Source organism: Luteibacter sp. UNCMF366Tsu5.1 (assembly GCF_900119235.1).
Lineage (GTDB): Bacteria > Pseudomonadota > Gammaproteobacteria > Xanthomonadales > Rhodanobacteraceae > Luteibacter > Luteibacter flocculans.
On record NZ_FPIS01000001.1, the window covers coordinates 1033840 to 1053323 of the forward strand.

Sequence of the window (19484 nt, forward strand, 5' to 3'; positions counted from 1 at the left end):
GCCCCCGTCCCAAGACAAAAAGGGCCGGCTTCGCGAGCCGGCCCTTTCCCTACGCACCCCAGTTTTCAGTTCGTCCAGGTGGCCTTCAAGGTCACACCGGAGAACGCGCTGTAGCCGTTGAGCATCACGTAGTAGGTACCCGTCTGCGGCGACGATGCCGTGCAGCTCTCGGTGTTACCCGTGACATACGGCCGGCAGTCGTAGCTGGACGTGGTCGGCTGCGCGCCGAACTTCACATACAGGTCGGCGTCACCGGTGCCACCTGAGATCGCGATCTTCAGGTTGGTCGCGCCGGAGGGAACCGCCACGGTGTAGTAGAGCTTTCCGTTCTTCGCGGCCGACAGTCCGGTGACGGCTACGCCGTTCTGCAGCACGTTGCCGCCGCCACCGCCGGACGAGCTCACCGTCACCGACGAGGTCTTCGTGTTGGTGGCACCCGCGTTGTCGGTCACCGTTTCGCTGACGCTATAGGTACCGGCAGACGTGTACGTATGGCTGGGATTGGTGGCCGTGGACGTTGCACCGTCGCCAAAGTTCCACGAGCGCGAGGCGATGCTGCCGTCGCTGTCGGACGAACTGTCGGTGAAGGTGGCCGTGAGGCCACTGGTGACGACGCTGAAGTTCGCCACCGGCGCAGCGTTCGTACCGCCGCCACCGCCCCCGCTGACCCAGTTCGCCTGGGCGTAAGTGTTGAGCTTGCCGATGTCGAAGCTGCCGAAGCCGGTCGCCTCGTCGAAGCCGGTCGTCGCCGTATAGCCGTGGTTCTGGTAGCCGTTATTGCCCGACGTCACGTCATGCAGCAGCGAGGTCTGCGTCGGGAACGCCTGGTAGAACTTCGACGCCGGGAAACCGATGGCGTTGTTTGCCGCCGATTCGATGCGCGCGAAGGCACCCACGAACAGAGGCGATGCGAGGCTGGTACCACCCACCTGCTCAGTGGTGCCATTGACGACGATCAGCGCACCGGACGACGAGGCCGCGTCGAACGCAACGTCGGGACCGACACGCTTCGTCGAGCTGGTGACTGACGACTGCCACGACGGCGCCGTCTCGTAGAGGCTGGTGCCACCGCCGGTCGCCCACAGGCGCTGGTTGTTGTCACCCTGGCTGGGGGCGATCGCGGACAGGCCTTCGTTCCATACCGTCTCACCCGTCCACGACGTGCCGCTGGTGGAGAGCTGCGTGCCGCCCACCTGGATCACGTACGGCGAACTGGCAGGCTCGCTCACGGAGTAATGCGTGAGATCGATCTTCACCGTGCCCGCCGAGTTGGCGACGTAGCCCGGCGACCCGGAGGTCGGATCGGACGACCACTGATAGACGCCCGCGTCGCCGGCAGCTACCGAGAAGGTCTGACCCTGTGCCACGGCCTGCTGGAAGATCGCGTCGTCGGCAGCCTGCGTACCCGACTGCTCGGCAGCCGTTTCGTCTTCGCCCAGCGACACGTTGATGAGCTTCGCCACGTTGTCCGTCACGGCACGGTTGAAGGTCGCCGTGATGCCCGCGTTGGTGATGCCGCTGGAGCTGGAGTCACCATTGGCCGAGGTGTAGAAGATCAGTTGCTTCACGGCGCCAGCGATACCGACGATATCCTGACTGTCCAGCGACCACTCGCCGTTCGAGTCGGGGTCGTTGGCGAACGTACCGCTGCCGACCTTGGTAATGGTGGAGTTCACCGTCGGCAGGCCTGCGCTGGCAGTGAAACTGTTGAGGTCGGTCACCGTCTGCGTGATCGAACCCCAGGTGATGATGCCGACTGCGGTGTTGCTCGCGGTCGGTACGCTGCTGCCGCCATAGATCGCCGCGAAGTCCTGCGGATGGTGCGCAGCGACCGCGGACGCGGCCTGCGTACTGCTGGCGGGGCCGGGCACGGTGACGTCCTCCGGCTTGTACACGTGATGCAGCGGATGTTTCACCGACACGTTCTGCAAGCCGAGCACGGCGTTGACGGAATCGCCCAATGCGGCAGGCACGAGGGCCGGCGCGTCGTTGGCAAAGAACTCGCGCCCATTGGCGTTGAAGCGCTTGATGGACGTATGGAAACCGTTAACCGCAGCACCTGCGTTGCCGTCTGCGGAGACAAGCATGCGGTTCGGCGCTACGTCGATGTTGGTGAAGCCCGCCTGCTGCAGATGCGCGACGACCGCGTCGACCTGTGCCTGAGTGGGCCCGAAGCGCGCGCTGAACTGCTCAGGGGTGAGGAACTTGCCGTAGAGCGGGTTGCCCGGCGTCGTAACGGCAGCAAGGAAAGCCTGCAACTGGTCGGGATTGCGCAGTTTCAGACTGACCGCGACATGCAGGGGATGATCGGCCGGCATTGCCGTGACCGCGGCGGCATCGATGTGTGGCGAACCTGTCATATTCAACGCATAGCCTGACGCCGTCGGCGTGGCTGCCGTGGACGACGTGGCAAGTGCCTGCGTTGCTGCGACGGGAAGCATGGCCGCCTGGGTATGTGTGGACACCCAGGCGTCCGCCGCGTGTGCGGAGAGCGACGACATCGCCAGTGCGATGGCCGCGGTCAGTACCGTCTTGCGAGTGATCCCTGAAGCAAAAGCATCGATCTTCATGATTGATCCTTCCATTAGCCCGTGGATTGCCGCCGCCGAAGCGGAAGCGCTGACACTTCAAGCGCAACGTAAGGAAACGCGTTCCCTCCGTCCGAGCGATGCTCGGCCGTTGATGTCGCAGGAAATTACGATGCCCCATCGTTACGCCTCTTTGCTCCCCCTGTTCATCGAGGAAGCAATGGGCGTGCTTTCGTCAGGCTTTCATCGAAGTTAAACGCGGCGCGAGCAACCCCACGATCTGCGACGTATGCCGCAAAAGCGCACAATCCTTTCTCAACCGATTGGTGATCGCGCGCGGAATCACCCCTGGATGGATGGCGAAGGGTTCGCAAGTTGTTGCGCGCGCATCAGACTCAGCGCTGCGGCGAGAGCGGCAGGAAGATATCGGTGATCGCTTCGTGCTCGGGCACATCGGGGAAAAACGCGATGCGCTGCAGAAACAACGGCGCATCGCGAGGCTCCTCGCCGCTGACCGACAACCAGTCACCATAAAGAAACCGAATGGCGTCGCCGAGCAACGCATCCGATCCCTTATGCCGAAGCACCGCGCAGCGACCGCCTTCCAATAGCGCGGCATCCACACCCTCACCCTCACCCTCGCCCGGTGGCTCGATGCACGACACGCAGAGGTCGATGCGATAGTCCTCCGGCGGCGTGGTATCCGGATCGTTGTAGAGCACATTCCAAGTGGCGCTCTTTGCAGGCGAGAGACCATGCGCCTTGCGCCATGCAATGAATCGACGGATCGATTCGCCTACACGTTCCGGTGGCCCCACATGGGAAAGGCGGGCCACCGCGGTCGCGGGAAAATCGACGATGCGCACGTCGTCCATCCGGTGTGTCTCGGGCATGTGGAATCTCCTTACGTCGTCGAGTTCGCGCCAGGCGATCGCCCAGACGCGCCAGTCGGGCGCCTCGCGAAACGCCGAGGGCGATTGCCCTAGACGTTGTCGGAAGGCACGGGAAAACGCTTCCGCGCTGTCGTAACCGGCATCCAGTGCGATCTCCAGCAGGGAGACGTCCGATCGAAACGCGGCCTGCCACGCAGCGCGCTTGAAACGCGTGAGCTGCACGTAGCGGTGCACGGGCACGCCGGTCAATGCGGCAAAGCGGCGATGGAAATGATGGCGCGAATAGGCCGCCACGTCGGCCAAGGCATGGAGCGAGAGGTCGCCGTCGAGGTGGCGGTCGATGTGGTCGAGCACGCGGCGGAAACGTTGTGAGGTCGGGTCGGTCATGGGACGAGAGCCTAACGGGAGCGCTGCGCGGATGCCTGATCGATCTTGCGTTTATCGGCTGCCAGAACGCGGCAGGGCGGCCTTCCATCGTGTGACGCAATCGGCTTGCGACAGTCACGCCGGGCTCTGTACCTTCGGTGGCTACCCCAAGTGGAGGCTGCCGTGAATCGCCTGAGCGTGCTCCTGTCGACCTGCATGGCTGCGTCAGCCGCCCTCTTCTCCGCGCCGGCATTCGCTGCCACGCCACCGCACTTCGCGATCCAGGGGGATCAATTTCTCCTCGACGGCAAGCCCTACGTGATTCGTTCGGGGGAGATGCACTACCCGCGCATCCCGCGCGCGGACTGGCGCGATCGCCTGCGCAAGGCGCGCGCCATGGGACTCAATACCATCACCACCTATGCCTTCTGGAATGTCAGCGAGCCCGAACCGGGCAAGTTCGATTTCAGCGGTAACAACGACATCGCCGCCTTCGTGCGAACGGCGCAGGAAGAAGGCCTCAACGTCATCGTGAGGCCCGGCCCGTTCGTCTGTGCGGAATGGGAATTTGGTGGTTTCCCGGCATGGCTGCTACGTACGCCGGGCCTTCGAGCGCGTTCATACGACCCGCGCTTCCTGGCCGCCAGCGCCGCATGGTTCAAGCGCCTCGGTCAGGAACTGGCGCCACTGCTCAGCACGCGCGGCGGCCCCATCCTGATGATGCAGGTGGAGAACGAGTACGGTTACGTCGGCAACGATCGCGACTACATGGAAGCGATCCGCAAGCAGATGATCGACGCCGGCTTCGACGTCCCTCTGTTCATGTCGAACGGCCCCGGACCGACCTGGATGAGCCGCGGCGCCCTGCCCGGTCTCGTCTCCGTCATCAACTTCACCGGTGACGCGAAGAAGACCGAGCGCGCCTTCCTGCGCTCGGCGCCGATGATGCAGGACATGCCGAAGATGGCCGGCGAGTACTGGAGCGGCTGGTACGACCGTTGGAGCGAGCCGCACAAGACGCGCAGCACCGAGGAAGTCACCGGCGCCGTCGGCTGGATGCTCGATCGCGGCATCTCGTTCAACCTGTACATGATCGACGGCGGCACGAACTTCGGTTGGATGAACGGCGCGAACAACGACGACGCCAAGTACCTGCCTGTCACCACGAGCTACGACTACGACTCGCCCATCGACGAGGCGGGCCGACTCACGCCGAAATACACGGCGCTGCGCAAGGTGATTCAAGCGCATCTGCCCAAAAGCGAACGACTCCCCGAACCGCCGACGTCCTCGCCGACCATGGCGATACCGCGCTTCGAGTTGCACGAAGCCGTATCGCTGCTCGATGCGCTCCCGTCGCTGTCCAAACCGCAGACCAGCCTCGTGCCGCACGGCATGGAAGCGTTCGGGCAGAACTACGGACTGATCCTTTATCGCAAGCGCCTGGACGCCGATACCAAGGGGACACTAGACGTCAGCGATGTGCACGACTACGCCACCGTGCTTGCGGATGGCCGTCCACTGGGCACGTTGGATCGCGTGAAGCAGGAACACGCGATGCCGGTCGATCTTCCCGCGGGCAGCACGCTCGATCTGCTGGTAGAGAACATGGGCCGCATCAATATCGGCCCGGGCATGGAAGACGACAACAAGGGGATCACGTCCGCGGTGCAGGTCGATGGCATGGACCTCACCGGATGGACGGTCTATCCCCTGCCCCTCGACGATCTCTCCGGCCTGGTCTTCAAAGCTGACGCCACACCGAATGACCCGGCTTTCTGGCGCGGCAGTTTCACGATCGCCCACGTTGCCGGCACCTTTCTCGACATGCGCGGCTGGCACAAGGGCAACGTGTGGATCAACGGCCACCATCTCGGCCGCTTCTGGAACATTGGCCCGCAGCAGACCCTTTATGTGCCGGCGTCGTGGTTGCGCAAAGGTCGCAACGACGTGGTCGTGCTGGAGATGCAGCCCGGCGGCTCGCATGCGATCGCCGGGCTGAAAGACCCCGTTTTCGGCACCGCGACGCAGTAAGCGTCCGCGTCAGGCGATCCCGCGCGACCTCAGCACCGCGGCTTCCGCATTCATCCGCCGCGATGCGGAGGCGACGTCGGTGCTGACGATCGTCTTCCCGATCGGCGCCAGCGCAATACCCGCCAGCTTCAGATGCTGCACGCCGAACGGAATGCCGATGATCGTCACGCAGCACGCGATGGCGGAACACACGTGCCCAATCGCCAGCCAGATCCCGGCGAACACGAACCAGACGATGTTGCCAATCGTGCCCAGCGGACTGGTGCCGATGTCGCCCCGCCCTGAAAGCTCACGGCGATCGATCGCTTCCTTGCCGAATGGAAAGAACGCGAACTGGCCGATGACGAAGCACGAGCGCGCCCAGGGAATGCCGACGATGGTGACGAGTGCCACCAGCCCCGCCAACCACCAGCCGAGGCCCATGACCAACCCACCGAATACGAACCAGATGATGTTCCCGATCGCTCTCATGTATCGCTCCTTGTCTTGGTAGTGCCAAAGCTAGAGGGGCGCGGGTCCGGCAGACAGTGCCGAACGTTGGGCGACCAAGCCCGGCGTCAGGCAAGCACCCAAAAAGAAACGGCGCGATCTACGAGAGATCGCGCCGTTAAAGTTGAAACTGGTAGCGGGGGCAGGATTCGAACCTGCGACCTTCGGGTTATGAGCCCGACGAGCTGCCAGACTGCTCCACCCCGCATCAGAGTCAGCAAGTATATGGACGTGGCCAGATTCTTGCAAGCACTTTTGTGACGATACGTGGAAAAAATTATTCACATATCGTTTGCAACGAGGGATCAGGCCGTCGTGCGGATTCGCTCGACAATGGCGTCACCGAACGTGTCGGTGGTGCCGGTGCCACCGACGTCGGGCGTGGTGCGGTCGCGGGCGTCCATCACATCGCGGATGGCGCTGCGCAGACGGGTCGCCTTCGCCACCATGTCGAGGTGGTCGAGCATGTCGGCAGCGGCAAGCAGCAGCGCGCAGGGATTGGCCTTCTTCTGACCGGCGATGTCCGGTGCGGAACCGTGCACGGCTTCGAAGATGGCCGCGTCCTTGCCGATGTTGGCGCCCGGCGCGAGGCCGAGACCGCCGACGAGACCGGCGCAGAGGTCGGAAAGGATGTCGCCGAACAGGTTGGTGGTAACGATCACGTCGAACTGGTACGGGTTCATCACCAGCTGCATGCAGGCGTTGTCGACGATCATCTCGCTGAATTCGAGGTCGACGTAGTCCTTGGCGACTTCACGCGCCACGTCGAGGAACAGGCCCGACGAGGTCTTCATGATGTTGGCCTTGTGCACGGCCGTGACCTTCTTGCGGCCCTTCTTGCGCGCCATTTCGAAACCGTAGCGGCAGATGCGCTCCATGCCCGGGCGAGTGTTGCGGATGACCGAGACGGCCACCTCGTTCTCGCCCTCACCCTCGCGCGTCTGGCCTTCGGCCATGTACGCGCCCATGGTGTTCTCGCGCACCGTGATGATGTCGATGTTCTCGTAGCGCGCCTTGGTACCCGGGAAGCTGATTGCCGGGCGGACGTTGGCGTAGAGATCGAACTTGCGGCGCAGCGTGACGTTGATCGAAGTGAAGCCACCGCCGATCGGCGTGGTCAGCGGGCCCTTCAAGGCCACCTTGTGCTTCTCGATGGCGTCGAGCGTGGCCTGGGGAAGCAGGTCGCCGTGCTTTTCGAGCGCCACCACCCCCGCATCCACGTAGTCGTAGGTAAGGCCGCAGTCGAGCGCGTCGAGAACGCGGATCGTTGCGTCCATGATCTCGGGGCCGATGCCGTCGCCGGGGATCACGGCAATGGTCTTGCTCATGGGAAAAACTCCTGAAGGGAAGCGGGACGCGGTGCGCGCCGAAAGACACGCGAGGGGAAGAAAATCGCCCAATTATCGGCGATCCGGCCCGCTTCCTTCAAGGTTTGCGCCACTGCAGCGGCGCGGGCGGGTCACGCGGCGGGATGATCCGCGCACGCGGCAGCGTCGGCCGGGGCGTCGGCTTCCAGCGAATCGAGGAAGTCCACGGCGCGGCGCAGGTGCGGGATCACGATCGATCCGCCCACCACGAGCCCGACGCTGAACACCTCGAAGAACTCGTCGCGCTGCACGCCCGCTTCCTTGCACTGGGCCACGTGGTAGCTGATGCAATCGTCGCAGCGGAGCACCATGGAGGCCACCAGGCCCAGCATTTCCTTCGTCTTTACGTCCAGCGCGCCGGGACGGTAGGTCTGCGTGTCGAGCGCGAAGAAGCGCTTCACGACCTGGTTGTCCTCGCTCAGGATGCGCTCGTTCATCCGCTTGCGGAATGCGGTGAACTCCTCCACGCGATCGCCGGCCATCAGTGCGTCGCCTCGAGGATCTCGGCAAGACGCCCGCTGCGGTCGGCCGCGGCGAGGTCGTCGAAGCCGCCCACGTGGGTGCCGTTGATGAAGATCTGCGGCACGGTGCGGCGGCCACCGCTCTTCTCCAGCATGACGTCGCGCTGGGTCGGATCGGTGTCGATGCGCACCTCGTTCCAAGCCAGGCCCTTGGCCTTCAGGAGGTTCTTGGCAGCGACGCAGTAAGGGCAGACGGCGGTGGAATAGATGGTGATGTCGGGTGTGGACATGGCGGAGATCTCGGAGAGGCCGAATGGCGGGAAGATGACGGCCGAAAGCGAATTTTACAAGGAGGTGACGAACCCCGCTCCGTGTTCGCGGTCGAAGCCATCCCAACGCGTTCCGCGTGGAAGGCATCTCTTCATTTGGTGATGGTATCGTCCTTCGACCTATGCGCCCGTCCCTCCCCCGTCTCGCCGTCCTCGCCGCCGCCACCCTCGCGACCCTGGTCGCCGGGGCCCAGGACGCCATTCGCCTGCCAGACCTGGGCAGTTCCGCCAATGCCTTGATCAGCCCGCGCGAAGCGGACGAGTACGGCGCGATGATGCTGCGCCAGATGCACGCGCTCGATCTGACGGTCGACGACGCCCTGCTCGACCAGTACATCAACGACCTGGGCTACCGTCTGGTCGCCGCCAGCGACCGTCCGAAGGACCATTTTTCCTTCTTCATCGTCCGCGACACCCAGATCAACGCGTTCGCCGCACCCGGTGGCTACATCGGCGTCAATGCCGGCCTGATCAACATCACGGAAAGCGAAAGCGAGCTGGCGGGCGTGATCGCCCACGAAATCGGCCACATCACCCAGAACCACCTGTACCGGGCCTTCGAAGACTCGAAGAAGAACGCCCCGCTGATGGCCCTGGTGCTGCTCGGCGCCATTGCCGCTGGCGCGGGCGGCGGTGCGGGCGATGCCGCCCCCGCGGTGCTGATGGGCGGTCAGGGCCTGCTGCTCCAGCGGCAGATCAATTTCACACGAAAAGACGAAATCGAAGCCGACCGCGTGGGCATCCAGACCCTCGCCAACGCCGGCTACGATCCGGACGCCATGGCCGACTTCTTCGGCCGCATGCAGGACACCATGCGCGTGGGCGAAGGCGAGGAAGCCCTGCCCGCCCTGCTCCAGACCCACCCGGTGACCCTGGCGCGCATCAGCGATGCCAAGGCGCGGGCCCGCGTGCTCGAAGAACGTCAGGCGAACAAGCCGCGCCTCTCCACGATCGACAAGGCCACCTGGGAGAAAAGCACCGCGCCCGTCCTGTTCGTGAAGGATCCCACCGCCCTGGTCGGCACGACCGGCAAGGTGGCGAAAGACAGCGTCGGCGACACCTATGCCCTGATGCGCGAGCGGGTGCGGGTGCTCTCGGGCGACGCCCAGCGCCTGGCGACCTATTACGCCACCAATCTCAAGCGCAAGGATTTCGACACCGCAGCCAACCGCTACGGATACGCCCTGACCCTCATCCGCACCGGCCACGGCGCACAGGCGGTGGATCAGCTCCAGCCGCTCCTGGCGAGCCAGCCGGGGAACGTCGTGGTCCGCCTTGCTTTGGCGGATGCCTACGAGGACGCTGGCCGGCACGGCGACGCCATGGCCATCTACAAGGCCCTGCACGACAACTCGCCGCGCAATCGTGCGGTGGCGCTGGGCTATGCCAAGGCCCTCGCCAACAGCGGCCGGGCGGAGGATGCCCGCACCGCGGCCACGATGCTGCGCCCCATGCTCGACGACAGCGACGACCCGGAAATCTTCCGCACTTTCGCCCGCGCCAGCGAGCGCTCGGGCGATTCGGTCCGTGCCGCGGAAGCCTACGCGGACAGCGCGTATCTCTCCGGCCGCCCGTTCGACGCGATGGAGCAACTGCGCCGGCTGCTCAAGCGCGACGATCTCGATTATTACCAGCGCTCGCGCATCCAGGCCCGCATCAGCGACCTGACCCCGCTGCTGATGGAACTGCGCAAGCGCCGCATCACGACCGACGACAATCCGGACGGCCGAAGCCAGTAATCGGGCCCGGACACGGGCTTCCGGCACGCCATTGTGACGATTGTCATTGCCGTGTAACACGGCAGGGCTGCAATATGACGGTCACAGGCCATCCGAGCGGTCCCAGCGTGCACAAACGCATTCTCATCGTGGAAGACGAAGCTTCGATTCGCGACATGGTCGCCTTCGCGCTTCGCAAGGCGGGTATGGACGCGGCGCACGCCGCCGACGCCCGTGCCGCGCAAATGGCCATCTCCGAGCGCGTGCCGGACCTGATCCTGCTCGACTGGATGCTTCCGGGCACCAGCGGGCTCGAACTGGCCCGTCGCCTGCGCCGCGAGGAACTCTCGCGCGAGATCCCCATCATCATGCTCACCGCGCGCGGCGAGGAGATGGATCGCGTCAACGGCCTGGAGGCCGGCGTCGACGACTACGTCATCAAGCCGTTCTCCACCCGCGAACTGATCGCCCGCATCAAGGCCGTGCTTCGCCGCAGCCAGGGCGACGACGGCTCCGGCGTGGTCGAACTCGGCGGCCTGCGTATCGACGGCCCGGCGCACCGCGTGTTCGCGGGCGAAGAGGCGGTGCCTATCGGTCCCACCGAATATCGCCTGCTGTTCTTCTTCATGACCCACCCCGAGCGGGTCTACTCGCGCGCCCAGCTGCTCGACCATGTCTGGGGCGGCAGCGTCTACGTCGAAGAGCGGACTGTGGACGTGCACATCCGACGCCTGCGTAAGACGCTGGAGCCATGGAAGCTCGACGACATGGTGCAGACCGTTCGTGGCGCGGGCTACCGGTTCTCGTCCAACACCTAGTTATTGGCGGGCCAGTAGGTATCGGCGGGCCAGCCGCGCTATGGTGCGACTCACCAGACCGTTACCGGCCGTGTCCATGCCTGATCGTTTTCTTTCCACCTGGCGGTTGCCCGCCGCGTGCGCCGCACTGCTCCTGGCAGGCGGCGGCGTGGGTGCGCTCGCCGGCACGCCTTGGCTTGGCGTGACGATCGTCGCGCTGGCGGAAATCGTCGTCCTGCTGTCGCTGTTCCGTCACAAGTCGGGGCCAATGTTGCAATCGTCCGCCACGCCCCACCCTGAGCATGACCGTCTGATGACTCGCACCCGCCGAATCGCATCCCGCCTGCGCGACCTGCGCAGTGCGGCCGGGACCCTTCCCGACGCCGTGGTCCTGCTCGACCACTCGCTGCACGTGCGCTGGTTCAACCATGCCGCGGAAGAACTCCTGGGCCTGAAGCGGCCGCGGGATCGCGGGCGGACGCTAGCCGACCTGTTTCGCAACACGGAACTCGCGGACTGGCTGGCCGATGGGGCCCGCGAACCGCTGAACGATGTGACGGCCCCGGGCCATCCCAATCGCCACGTCACGGCCACGCTGCTGCCCTTCGGCAGTCGGCAGCGGCTGCTTCTGGCGCGCGATACCAGCCATCTCACGCGGCTGGAGCAGATCCGTCGCGACTTCGTCGCCAACGTGTCGCATGAACTGCGCACACCGCTGACGGTGATCCACGGCTACCTCGAACTGCTCGATCCCGAAGACGTGCCCGAGCTCGCGCCCGTACTCGACGAGATGCGCGCGCAGTCAAAGCGCATGGGCCAGATCGTGGAAGACCTCCTGACGCTGTCGCGTCTCGAAACGCAGGAGCACGTGGCCGACGAGCAAGTACAGATGGCACCGCTGCTGGCCAGCCTGCGCAAGGAAGCCGAGGCGCTCAGCCAGGGCCGGCACACCGTCTCGCTCGACATCGCCACTTCCTACGACCTGCTCGGCTCGCCGAAGGACCTGCACAGCGCCTTCTCCAACCTCGTGAGCAACGCCGTTCGCTACACACCGACGGGTGGACGCATCGCCATCCGCTGGACCGAAGCCGAGGATGGCGCGCAGTTCTCCGTGCAGGATTCCGGCTTCGGCATCCCCGCTGCGCACATCGCTCGCCTGACCGAGCGCTTCTACCGCGTTTCGTCCAGCCGCTCGCGCGACTCGGGCGGTACGGGCCTGGGCCTGTCGATCGTAAAGCACGTGCTCAACCTGCATCAGGCGCGTCTTTCCATCGAAAGCGAACCGGGCAAGGGCTCCACCTTTGCCTGCATTTTCAGCAGCGAGCGCTTGCTCGACGGCACGCGGGTGCAGGAAGTGGCCGGGCTGCATCCTTGACAGCCGCCGCGCCGCGCCAGCCGATGCAGCACAGGTTGCTGCATCGCCGCTTTTCGGCATGATCACGGATGAGCCACCATCGCGCCATGAACGGACCCCCGGAACGCATGATCCAGCCTATCGACCTCGGTGCCCCCGAGCTCTACATCAACCGTGAACTGGCCGCGCTGGAATTCAACTTCCGCGTACTGGCGCAGGCACGCGATCCCGATGTTCCGGTGCTTGAGCGGCTGCGCTACCTGACCATCGTCAGCAACAATCTCGACGAATACTTCGAGGTGCGCGTGGCGGTGCTCAAGCACAAGCATGCGCTGGGCGCGGCCATACCGGGCGCCGATGGTCTTTCGTCCACCGAGATCCTCACGCGCATCCGCGAACGCGCGCTGGAGCTGTTCTCCGAGTTGTTCGCCATCTGGCGCAACGAACTGCTTCCCGCGCTGGCCGAGGAGGACATCCGCTTCCTGACGCGTGACGACTGGAGCGACAAGCAGCGCCGCTGGCTGCAAGGGTATTTCCAGAACGAGATCATGCCGGTGCTATCGCCGCTCGGTCTCGATCCCGCCCATCCGTTCCCGCGCATCCTCAACAAGACGCTGAACCTGGCCGTGGTGCTGAAGGGCCGCGACGCCTTCGGTCGCGAAGGCCACATGGCGCTGGTCCGCGCACCGCGTTCGCTGCCGCGCATCATCCACCTGCCTGCCGAAGTGTCCGGCGGCGAAGGCGACTTCGTCTTCCTCGCCGAAGTGCTCCAGGCCTTCGCCGACGAGATCTTCCCCGGCTTCCAGGTATGCGCGGCGTACCAGTTCCGCGTCACGCGCAACAGCGAGCTGACCGTCGAGGAAGCCGACGTGGAGAACCTGGCCCGCGCCTTGAGCGAAGAGCTGGCGGGCCGTGGCTATGCGCGCCCGGTGCGCCTTGAGGTGGGCGAGGACTGTCCGCGCGCGATCACGGAGATGTTGATCGCGAACTTCCAACTCGAGGAAACGGACGTCTATCGCTGCGAGGGCCCGGTGAACATCATCCGGGCGGGCGTCATCTACGATCAGCTCGATCGGCCCGAACTCAAGTTCCCGCGTTTCACGCCACGCCTGCCGCCCGTCTTCGAGAAAGGCACGAACGAGTTCGACGTGCTGGGAACGCGCGACGTGCTGTTGCACCATCCTTACGAATCGTTCGTTTCCGTGGTGGATCTGCTGCGCCGGGCGTCGCAGGATCCCGGTGTGCTGGCGATCAAACAAACCCTGTATCGTGCGGGCAAGGATTCGCCACTGGTCGACATCCTGGTCGAGGCAGCGCGCAACGGCAAGGACGTGACCGTGGTCGTCGAGCTGCGTGCGCGCTTCGACGAGGAAGCGAACATCGGGCTTGCAAACCGATTGCAGGAAGCCGGCGTGCAGGTGGTCTATGGCGTGGTGGGCTACAAGACGCACGCCAAGATGCTGTTGATCGTTCGCCGCGAGAACGGCGGACTGCGCCGCTACGTGCACCTGTCCACCGGCAACTATCACCAAGGCAACAGCCGCGGCTATACCGACATCGGACTGATGACGGCCGATCCCGAGATCGGCGAGGACATCCACAAGGTGTTCCAGCAACTCTCGGGGCTGGGCCCGATGATCCAGCTCAAGCGTCTTCTGCATTCGCCGTTCACGCTCTACTCCAGCGTGATGGGCAAGATCGAGCGGGAAACCGAGCATGCGCGCAACGGCCGCCCCGGGCGCATCGTCGCCAAGCTCAACGCACTGAATGAGGCCCACGTGGTGGAGGCGCTGTATCGTGCCTCGATGGCGGGCGTCCAGATCGACCTCATCATCCGCGGCGCATGCACGTTGCGCCCCGGCATCCCCGGGATCTCCGAGAACATCCGCGTGCGCTCCATCGTCGGACGTTTCCTCGAGCACAGCCGCGTCTACTGGTTCGGCAACGACGGCGAACCGGAACTGTACTGCGCCAGTGCCGATTGGATGGAACGCAACCTCATGCGCCGTATCGAGATCGGCGTGCCGATCCTCGATCCCGCCCTGGCGAAGCGCGTTTACGACGAAACCCTGGACAACTACCTCCGCGACAACACGCAGGCCTGGCTTCTGCGCAGCGACGGACGCTATACGCGCAGCCACCCTGCCAAGGGCGAGGCACCGCACAACGCGCAGCAGGCGCTGCTCGTGGCCTACAGCGGATGACGCGGCGGATTCTCCTGCTGTCTGTGTCGGCCGGCGCGGGGCATGTGCGCGCGGCGGAGGCACTCGATGCGACGGTGAGTGCGCTCGCCGCGCAAGGTGCCGACATCGAGGTTCGGCATCTCGACGTGATGGACTATGTGCCCTCGAGCTTCCGGCGCGTCTATGCCGACTTCTATCTGCGCCTCATCACGCGGCATCCGCAGTTGTGGGGCATGCTCTACCGGATCACCGACGACACCCGGCCCGAAGCCGTGACCCAGCGCATGCGCCGCACCATCGAGCGGCTGCATACGCGACGGCTGCGTGCCGCCATCGCACAGTTCCAGCCGGATGCGATCGTCTGCACGCATTTCCTGCCCGCCGAAATGCTCATGCGCCAGATCCGCAAGGGGCGCATCAGCACGCCCGTCTGGTTGCAGGTGACCGATTTCGATCTGCATCGGATGTGGGTCATTCCCGAAATGACCGGTTACTTCGCGGCGAGCCCGGAGATCGCGCACCGCATGCGTACCGTGGGGCTGCCCGCTTCCCGCGTGCACACGACGGGTATCCCTGTGATGCCTGCGTTTGCCGAGACGCACGACCGACGTGCGCTCGCCGCGACGTTCGGTCTGGACCCCGCCCAACCGACCTATCTGGTCATGGGTGGCGGCGCAGGCGTCGGCGCGCTCGATGTGTTGGCCGAAAAGCTGCTCGCCACCGGCGAAGGGTTCCAACTCGTCGTGCTGGCTGGCCGCAACGCCGCTGCGCTCGAACGCCTGCGTGCGCTCGCCGCCACGCGCTTCCCCGGCCGGCTGTTCCCGCACGGTTTCACCGCTCACGTGGATCGGCTGATGGCGTGCTGCGATCTGGTCATTACCAAACCCGGCGGCCTCACGACGTCCGAATGCCTCGCGATGGGCCTGCCGATGATCGTGAACGCGCCCATTCCCGGCCAGGAAGAACGCAACGCCGACTACCTGCTGGAACAAGGCGCCGCGTGGAAGGCGATCGATGCCGTGGCGCTGGCGTGGCGCGTGAGCGAACTGCGTGCGCAGCCCGCACGGCTCGCCGCCATGGCGGCGAATGCGCGGGCGATCGGCCGGCCGCATGCCGCCCGTGACGTGATCGATACCGTGCTCGCGCATCTGGACGGTGCATGAGTCATTCGCCGCGTCGTCGTGTCGCCGCCGTCGTGTCGACCGCCCTGTATACCCTCCTGCTCGCCTTTTTCTTCGCCCACGTCGAAATCGAGATCGAGGGGTCGCACGGATGGGCCACGAGCCTGCCGACCTGGCGCATCGAGCATCACTGGCTGCTCGACCTGCTTTGGGGTGGCCGTCCGATGACGGGCTATCACGCCTGGGTCTTTCCGTTCATCGCGCTAGCGTTTCATTTCCCCATGGTCTTCCGGGGCTTCTGGAGCTGGCGTGCGCAGGTTCGTGTCCTGGCCTGCGTGATGCTGTTCTGGGTGGCCGAGGACGGCCTCTGGTTCGTGCTCAATCCCGCGTTCGGCCTCGCCCGGTTCACTCCGGAAAACGTGCCGTGGCATCGCCACTGGTGGGGACCGGCGCCCACCGATTACTGGGTGTTCGGCTTCCTTTGCATCGTCTTGTTCGTGCTTTCGGCGTTGCCGAAGTCTCGTCCCGTCTCAGGTCCTTCCTGAGTCGCAGTCTTCTAGGAGCCGCCATGGCGGCGAGAAGCCCATGAAGCGGTGTAGCCGAACCACTCCAGGCACGCGAAGATGAAGCGGTGAGGCAAGTTTCCCTCGCCGCTATAGCGGCTCCCACAAAAGCGCGCCTACCCTCACCCATCCAGCCATGCCAGAATTCGCCGATGGCACCGACCGCTAAATCCCAGATCAACGAAGGCGAACTGCTCGCCGCCGTGGACCTCGGCTCCAACAGCTTCCACATGGTGGTTGCGCGCTACGAACACGGCGAACCGCGCGTCATCGACCGCCTGCGCGATCCCGTACGCATGGCGGTTGGCCTGCGCCCCGATGGCACGCTAGACGCCACCCATCGTTCTGCAGCCCTCGCCAGCCTGGCCCGCTTCGGCCAGCGCATCGCGGGCATTCCCGCGCTGCATGTTCGCGCGGTGGCGACCAATACCGTGCGCCGGCTCGCATCGCCGCATGCGTTCCTGTCGGCTGCCGAGGCCGCCTTGGGCCATCCGGTGGAAATCGTCTCCGGTCGCGAAGAAGGTCGCCTCATCTTTCTTGGCGCTTCGCACGATCTTCCGGCGTCGCGCGATCCCCGCCTGGTGATCGACATCGGCGGCGGCAGTACCGAATTCATCATCGGGCGCGGCACCGCGCCGATCCTCACCGAGAGCGTGCAGGTCGGTTGTATCGCGTCCACGATGCGCTTCTTCCCGGGCGGAAAGATCACCCGCAAACGCTGGCTGCGTGCCCGCCGCGAGATCGGCGTGCTGCTGCAGCAATTCTCCGAGGATTACCGCGAAGCCGGTTGGGCCGATGCCTACGGGTCTTCCGGCACCGCCAAGTCCATCGGTTCCGTGGTGCGCGCGATGAAGCTGTCCGACGACGGCATCACGCCGGATGCGCTGGCGGCAGTGCGCGAGGCATTGATCGAACAAGGCGCTTCGGGTGCCCTGAAATTGCCCGGCTTGGCCGAGGATCGCGCGGAAGTCTTTGCCGGCGGCGTCGCCATCTTCGAAGCCGCCTTCGAGGCGCTCGGCATCGAGCGCATGCGCGTGTCGGAAAGCTCGATGCGCGAAGGCCTGCTCTGGGATCTCATCGGTCGTTCGGCTGGTACCGATCCGCGCATGGCGAGCATCGATTCTCTCGCCAGCCGCTACGGCGTCGATCGCGCACAGGCGCGGCGCGTGGAAACCACGGCGCTGTCGATCTTCGACCAGTTGGCCAAGGTCTGGAAGCTGGACGACGACGCGCGCGAGTGGCTCTCCTGGGCCGCGCGCGTGCACGAACTCGGTCTCGCCATCGCGCACAGCCAGCATCAGCGCCATGGCGCGTACATCCTGCGTCACGCCGACCTCGCCGGTTTCTCGCGGCAGGAACAGCAACTGCTGGCGGCCATCGTCGAATCGCACCGGCGCAAGCCCGAGAAGTCGGTGATCTCGGCGTTGCCCGTGCGCTATCGCGTCCTGGCAAGGCACATCATCGCCATCCTGCGGCTGGGCGTGCTGTTCCGTCGCGCGCGCCGTGCTGAGGCGCTGCCGCGCATCCGCGCGGTGGCCACGCGCCAGCGCCTGCGGCTGTCCCTGCCCGCGGACTGGCTCGACCAGCATCCGCTGACGGAGGCCGACCTCGATCAGGAACGCGAGCCACTGGCCGAGCTGGGCCTGGAACTGGAGATCGTCACCGAGTGAAGGGCTGACGACGACCGGTGGGCAAAGGGGGGTATCATGGCGAGATCGATTCACCGTCACGACCGGTCACCCATGCTCAGAGCCGTAATCGCCAGCGCCCTCCTCGCCCTGCCCGCCGCCGCGATGGCGCAGCAGCCGACCAAGCCAACGGCACCGCCTTCGTCTTCGGTGGAGCACCCGCGGGTCAACATGCACACCAGCCAGGGCGACTTCACGCTGGAGCTGTTTCCGGAAAAGGCGCCCAAGAGCGTCGCCAATTTCCTCCAGTACGTGCGCGACGGCTTCTACGACGGCACGGTGTTCCATCGCGTGGTCAACGGCTACATGGTCCAGGGCGGTCTCTACAGCCGCGACCTCACCCAGCGCCGCACCCGCGCTGCCATTCCCAGCGAAGCCGACAACGGCCTGTCGAACCTGCGTGGCACCGTCGCCGTGGCGCGCGGCACCGACCCGAACTCCGGGACCTCGCAGTTCTTCGTGAACCTCGTCGACAATCGCCGGCTCGACTACGTCAGCAACCAGAGCAGCCTGACCTGGGGCTTTGCCGTGTTCGGCCGGGTCGTGTCGGGGATGGATACCATCGACAAGATCGCGGCGTTGCCGACACGTGCCCAGGGTCCGTTCGTGGGCGACGTGCCCAATCCGCTCGTCATCATCGAATCTGCCAGCGTCGTGGGCGAAGAAAAGGCCGCATCTCCGGCTACCGCACCGGCGAAGGGTGCTGCGGAACCCGCCAAGAACAGCGGGCCGCCGAAGAAGACCGACAAGAAAACCGAGTCCGCGAAGAAGCCCGCATGACCACGCTGTTCATCGCGGATCTGCACCTCGACGACGCCCGGCCCGACATCACCGATCTGTTCGAACGCTTTCTTGCCTCGCCGGAGGCGAGATCGGCCAACGCGTTCTACATCCTCGGCGACTTGGTCGAAGCGTGGATCGGGGACGACGACGACGCCCCACTGCCCGCGCGCATCGCTGCCGCGACGCGCGCGCTGCGCGACGCCGGTGTGCCGGTGTACTTCATGGTCGGCAACCGCGACTTCCTGCTCGGCGAAGCCTTCGCTGAGCGCGCCGGTATGACGCTGCTCGATGACGGTACGGTGCATGAGATCGAAGGCGCGCCCACCCTGCTGATGCACGGCGACGTGCTCTGCACGGACGACGTCGAATACCAGGCCGTGCGCGCGCAGGTGCGCACGGAAGCATGGAAGGCGCAGATTCTCGCCATGCCACTGGAGGCCCGCCGCGCGTTCGCCGCCAAGGCGCGCAGCGACAGCAAGTCGCGCACGGGTCAGACCGACGAGACGATCATGGACGTGAACCAGGGCGCCGTCGAAGACGCCATGCGTGCTGCTGGCGTGCGGCGGCTCGTCCACGGCCACACGCATCGCCCTGCCGTCCACGATTTCGCGCTCGACGGGCAGCCCGCCCAGCGCATCGTGCTCGGTGACTGGTATGACCATGGTTCGGTATTGCGCATCGATGGGCCATCGGTGGAACTACGCGGCCTGACGTTGCCGATGTCCTTGTAGGAGCCGCCATGGCGGCGAGGGAAAGCGTGCGGTGGGAGCCATCCTGATGGCGATCGCAACCTGCCTCGCCGCTACTCCG

General features: G+C 65.3%; 17 protein-coding genes and 1 tRNA gene. 11 read left to right on the top strand and 7 right to left on the bottom strand.

Going from position 1 to position 19484, the window contains the following annotated elements:
* Positions 1-65: 65 nt before the first annotated feature.
* Positions 66-2570 carry a protease pro-enzyme activation domain-containing protein gene (locus BT115_RS04445; RefSeq protein WP_072321302.1) on the bottom strand — a complete coding sequence of 835 codons (2505 nt, stop codon included), beginning with the start codon at positions 2568-2570 and terminating at the stop codon, positions 66-68.
* On the opposite strand from BT115_RS04445, the gene BT115_RS04450 reads away from it, so the two are divergent.
* Complete coding sequence (locus tag BT115_RS04450) at positions 2569-2784, top strand: hypothetical protein (RefSeq protein WP_072321303.1); 216 nt, start codon at positions 2569-2571, stop codon at positions 2782-2784. The genes BT115_RS04445 and BT115_RS04450 overlap by 2 nt on opposite strands.
* A 139-nt stretch (positions 2785-2923) precedes the next feature.
* Here the strand turns inward: BT115_RS04450 and BT115_RS04455 are convergent, their stop codons facing one another.
* Complete coding sequence (locus BT115_RS04455; RefSeq protein WP_072321304.1) at positions 2924-3808, bottom strand: AraC family transcriptional regulator; 885 nt, start codon at positions 3806-3808, stop codon at positions 2924-2926.
* A gap of 162 nt (positions 3809-3970) precedes the next feature.
* Here BT115_RS04455 and BT115_RS04460 point away from each other — a divergent pair, with 162 nt between their 5' ends.
* Positions 3971-5821 (top strand): glycoside hydrolase family 35 protein, encoded by a 1851-nt coding sequence (locus tag BT115_RS04460; protein WP_083527308.1) that lies wholly within the window; start codon positions 3971-3973, stop codon positions 5819-5821.
* A gap of 9 nt (positions 5822-5830) precedes the next feature.
* On the opposite strand, the gene BT115_RS04465 is transcribed toward BT115_RS04460, so the two are convergent.
* From BT115_RS04465 to grxC, 5 genes are all read right to left on the bottom strand, one after another.
* Positions 5831-6292: a YccF domain-containing protein gene (locus BT115_RS04465; RefSeq protein WP_072321305.1), complete on the bottom strand. Its 462-nt coding sequence runs from the start codon at positions 6290-6292 to the stop codon at positions 5831-5833.
* 149 nt (positions 6293-6441) lie between these two features.
* Positions 6442-6518: transfer RNA gene (locus tag BT115_RS04470), tRNA-Met, on the bottom strand.
* Between the two features lie 97 nt (positions 6519-6615).
* The gene (locus BT115_RS04475) at positions 6616-7638 is read right to left on the bottom strand and encodes an isocitrate dehydrogenase (RefSeq protein ID WP_072321306.1); all 1023 of its coding nucleotides are present in this window, start codon (positions 7636-7638) and stop codon (positions 6616-6618) included.
* A gap of 131 nt (positions 7639-7769) precedes the next feature.
* On the bottom strand, positions 7770-8159 hold the full coding sequence (locus tag BT115_RS04480) for a carboxymuconolactone decarboxylase family protein (protein ID WP_072321307.1): 390 nt from the start codon (positions 8157-8159) through the stop codon (positions 7770-7772).
* A complete protein-coding gene (gene grxC, locus BT115_RS04485) occupies positions 8159-8428 on the bottom strand; it encodes a glutaredoxin 3 (RefSeq protein WP_072321308.1) in 270 nt (89 codons plus the stop codon). The genes BT115_RS04480 and grxC overlap by 1 nt, the downstream gene beginning before the upstream one ends.
* Before the next feature lie 161 nt (positions 8429-8589).
* Between grxC and BT115_RS04490 the strand changes: the two genes are divergently transcribed.
* The 9 genes from BT115_RS04490 (at position 8590) to BT115_RS04530 (ending at position 19405) form a co-directional block, all read left to right on the top strand.
* Positions 8590-10206 (top strand): M48 family metalloprotease, encoded by a 1617-nt coding sequence (locus BT115_RS04490; protein ID WP_072321309.1) that lies wholly within the window; start codon positions 8590-8592, stop codon positions 10204-10206.
* A gap of 107 nt (positions 10207-10313) precedes the next feature.
* On the top strand, positions 10314-11003 hold the full coding sequence (phoB, locus tag BT115_RS04495) for a phosphate regulon transcriptional regulator PhoB (protein WP_072322254.1): 690 nt from the start codon (positions 10314-10316) through the stop codon (positions 11001-11003).
* Between the two features lie 247 nt (positions 11004-11250).
* Positions 11251-12357 (top strand): phosphate regulon sensor histidine kinase PhoR, encoded by a 1107-nt coding sequence (phoR, locus tag BT115_RS04500; RefSeq protein ID WP_255369382.1) that lies wholly within the window; start codon positions 11251-11253, stop codon positions 12355-12357.
* Between the two features lie 86 nt (positions 12358-12443).
* Positions 12444-14540, top strand: a complete 2097-nt coding sequence (gene ppk1 / locus BT115_RS04505) for a polyphosphate kinase 1 (RefSeq protein WP_072322255.1) — start codon at positions 12444-12446, stop codon at positions 14538-14540.
* Positions 14537-15682, top strand: a complete 1146-nt coding sequence (locus BT115_RS04510; RefSeq protein WP_072321311.1) for an MGDG synthase family glycosyltransferase — start codon at positions 14537-14539, stop codon at positions 15680-15682. Before ppk1 ends, BT115_RS04510 begins: the two co-directional genes overlap by 4 nt.
* Positions 15679-16185: a hypothetical protein gene (locus BT115_RS04515; RefSeq protein WP_072321312.1), complete on the top strand. Its 507-nt coding sequence runs from the start codon at positions 15679-15681 to the stop codon at positions 16183-16185. Before BT115_RS04510 ends, BT115_RS04515 begins: the two co-directional genes overlap by 4 nt.
* A gap of 170 nt (positions 16186-16355) precedes the next feature.
* The gene (locus tag BT115_RS04520; protein ID WP_072321313.1) at positions 16356-17873 is read left to right on the top strand and encodes a Ppx/GppA phosphatase family protein; all 1518 of its coding nucleotides are present in this window, start codon (positions 16356-16358) and stop codon (positions 17871-17873) included.
* Positions 17874-17945: 72 nt separating this feature from the next.
* Positions 17946-18671 (top strand): peptidylprolyl isomerase, encoded by a 726-nt coding sequence (locus BT115_RS04525; RefSeq protein ID WP_072321314.1) that lies wholly within the window; start codon positions 17946-17948, stop codon positions 18669-18671.
* Complete coding sequence (locus BT115_RS04530; RefSeq protein ID WP_072321315.1) at positions 18668-19405, top strand: UDP-2,3-diacylglucosamine diphosphatase; 738 nt, start codon at positions 18668-18670, stop codon at positions 19403-19405. Before BT115_RS04525 ends, BT115_RS04530 begins: the two co-directional genes overlap by 4 nt.
* Positions 19406-19484 lie beyond the last annotated feature (79 nt).

What these genes read in the sequence shown, in the direction of transcription:
- BT115_RS04490 (WP_072321309.1), top strand. Translation starts at nt 8,590, where the DNA reads ATGCGCCCGTCCCTCCCCCGTCTCGCCGTCCTCGCCGCCGCCACCCTC.
- BT115_RS04515 (WP_072321312.1), top strand. Translation starts at nt 15,679, where the DNA reads ATGAGTCATTCGCCGCGTCGTCGTGTCGCCGCCGTCGTGTCGACCGCC.
- BT115_RS04480 (WP_072321307.1), bottom strand. Translation starts at nt 8,159, where the DNA reads ATGGCCGGCGATCGCGTGGAGGAGTTCACCGCATTCCGCAAGCGGATG.
- BT115_RS04525 (WP_072321314.1), top strand. Translation starts at nt 17,946, where the DNA reads ATGCTCAGAGCCGTAATCGCCAGCGCCCTCCTCGCCCTGCCCGCCGCC.
- BT115_RS04475 (WP_072321306.1), bottom strand. Translation starts at nt 7,638, where the DNA reads ATGAGCAAGACCATTGCCGTGATCCCCGGCGACGGCATCGGCCCCGAG.
- BT115_RS04520 (WP_072321313.1), top strand. Translation starts at nt 16,356, where the DNA reads ATGGCACCGACCGCTAAATCCCAGATCAACGAAGGCGAACTGCTCGCC.
- ppk1 (WP_072322255.1), top strand. Translation starts at nt 12,444, where the DNA reads ATGAACGGACCCCCGGAACGCATGATCCAGCCTATCGACCTCGGTGCC.
- BT115_RS04510 (WP_072321311.1), top strand. Translation starts at nt 14,537, where the DNA reads ATGACGCGGCGGATTCTCCTGCTGTCTGTGTCGGCCGGCGCGGGGCAT.
- BT115_RS04465 (WP_072321305.1), bottom strand. Translation starts at nt 6,292, where the DNA reads ATGAGAGCGATCGGGAACATCATCTGGTTCGTATTCGGTGGGTTGGTC.
- BT115_RS04530 (WP_072321315.1), top strand. Translation starts at nt 18,668, where the DNA reads ATGACCACGCTGTTCATCGCGGATCTGCACCTCGACGACGCCCGGCCC.
- BT115_RS04445 (WP_072321302.1), bottom strand. Translation starts at nt 2,570, where the DNA reads ATGAAGATCGATGCTTTTGCTTCAGGGATCACTCGCAAGACGGTACTG.
- phoR (WP_255369382.1), top strand. Translation starts at nt 11,251, where the DNA reads ATGTTGCAATCGTCCGCCACGCCCCACCCTGAGCATGACCGTCTGATG.
- grxC (WP_072321308.1), bottom strand. Translation starts at nt 8,428, where the DNA reads ATGTCCACACCCGACATCACCATCTATTCCACCGCCGTCTGCCCTTAC.
- BT115_RS04450 (WP_072321303.1), top strand. Translation starts at nt 2,569, where the DNA reads ATGATTGATCCTTCCATTAGCCCGTGGATTGCCGCCGCCGAAGCGGAA.
- BT115_RS04455 (WP_072321304.1), bottom strand. Translation starts at nt 3,808, where the DNA reads ATGACCGACCCGACCTCACAACGTTTCCGCCGCGTGCTCGACCACATC.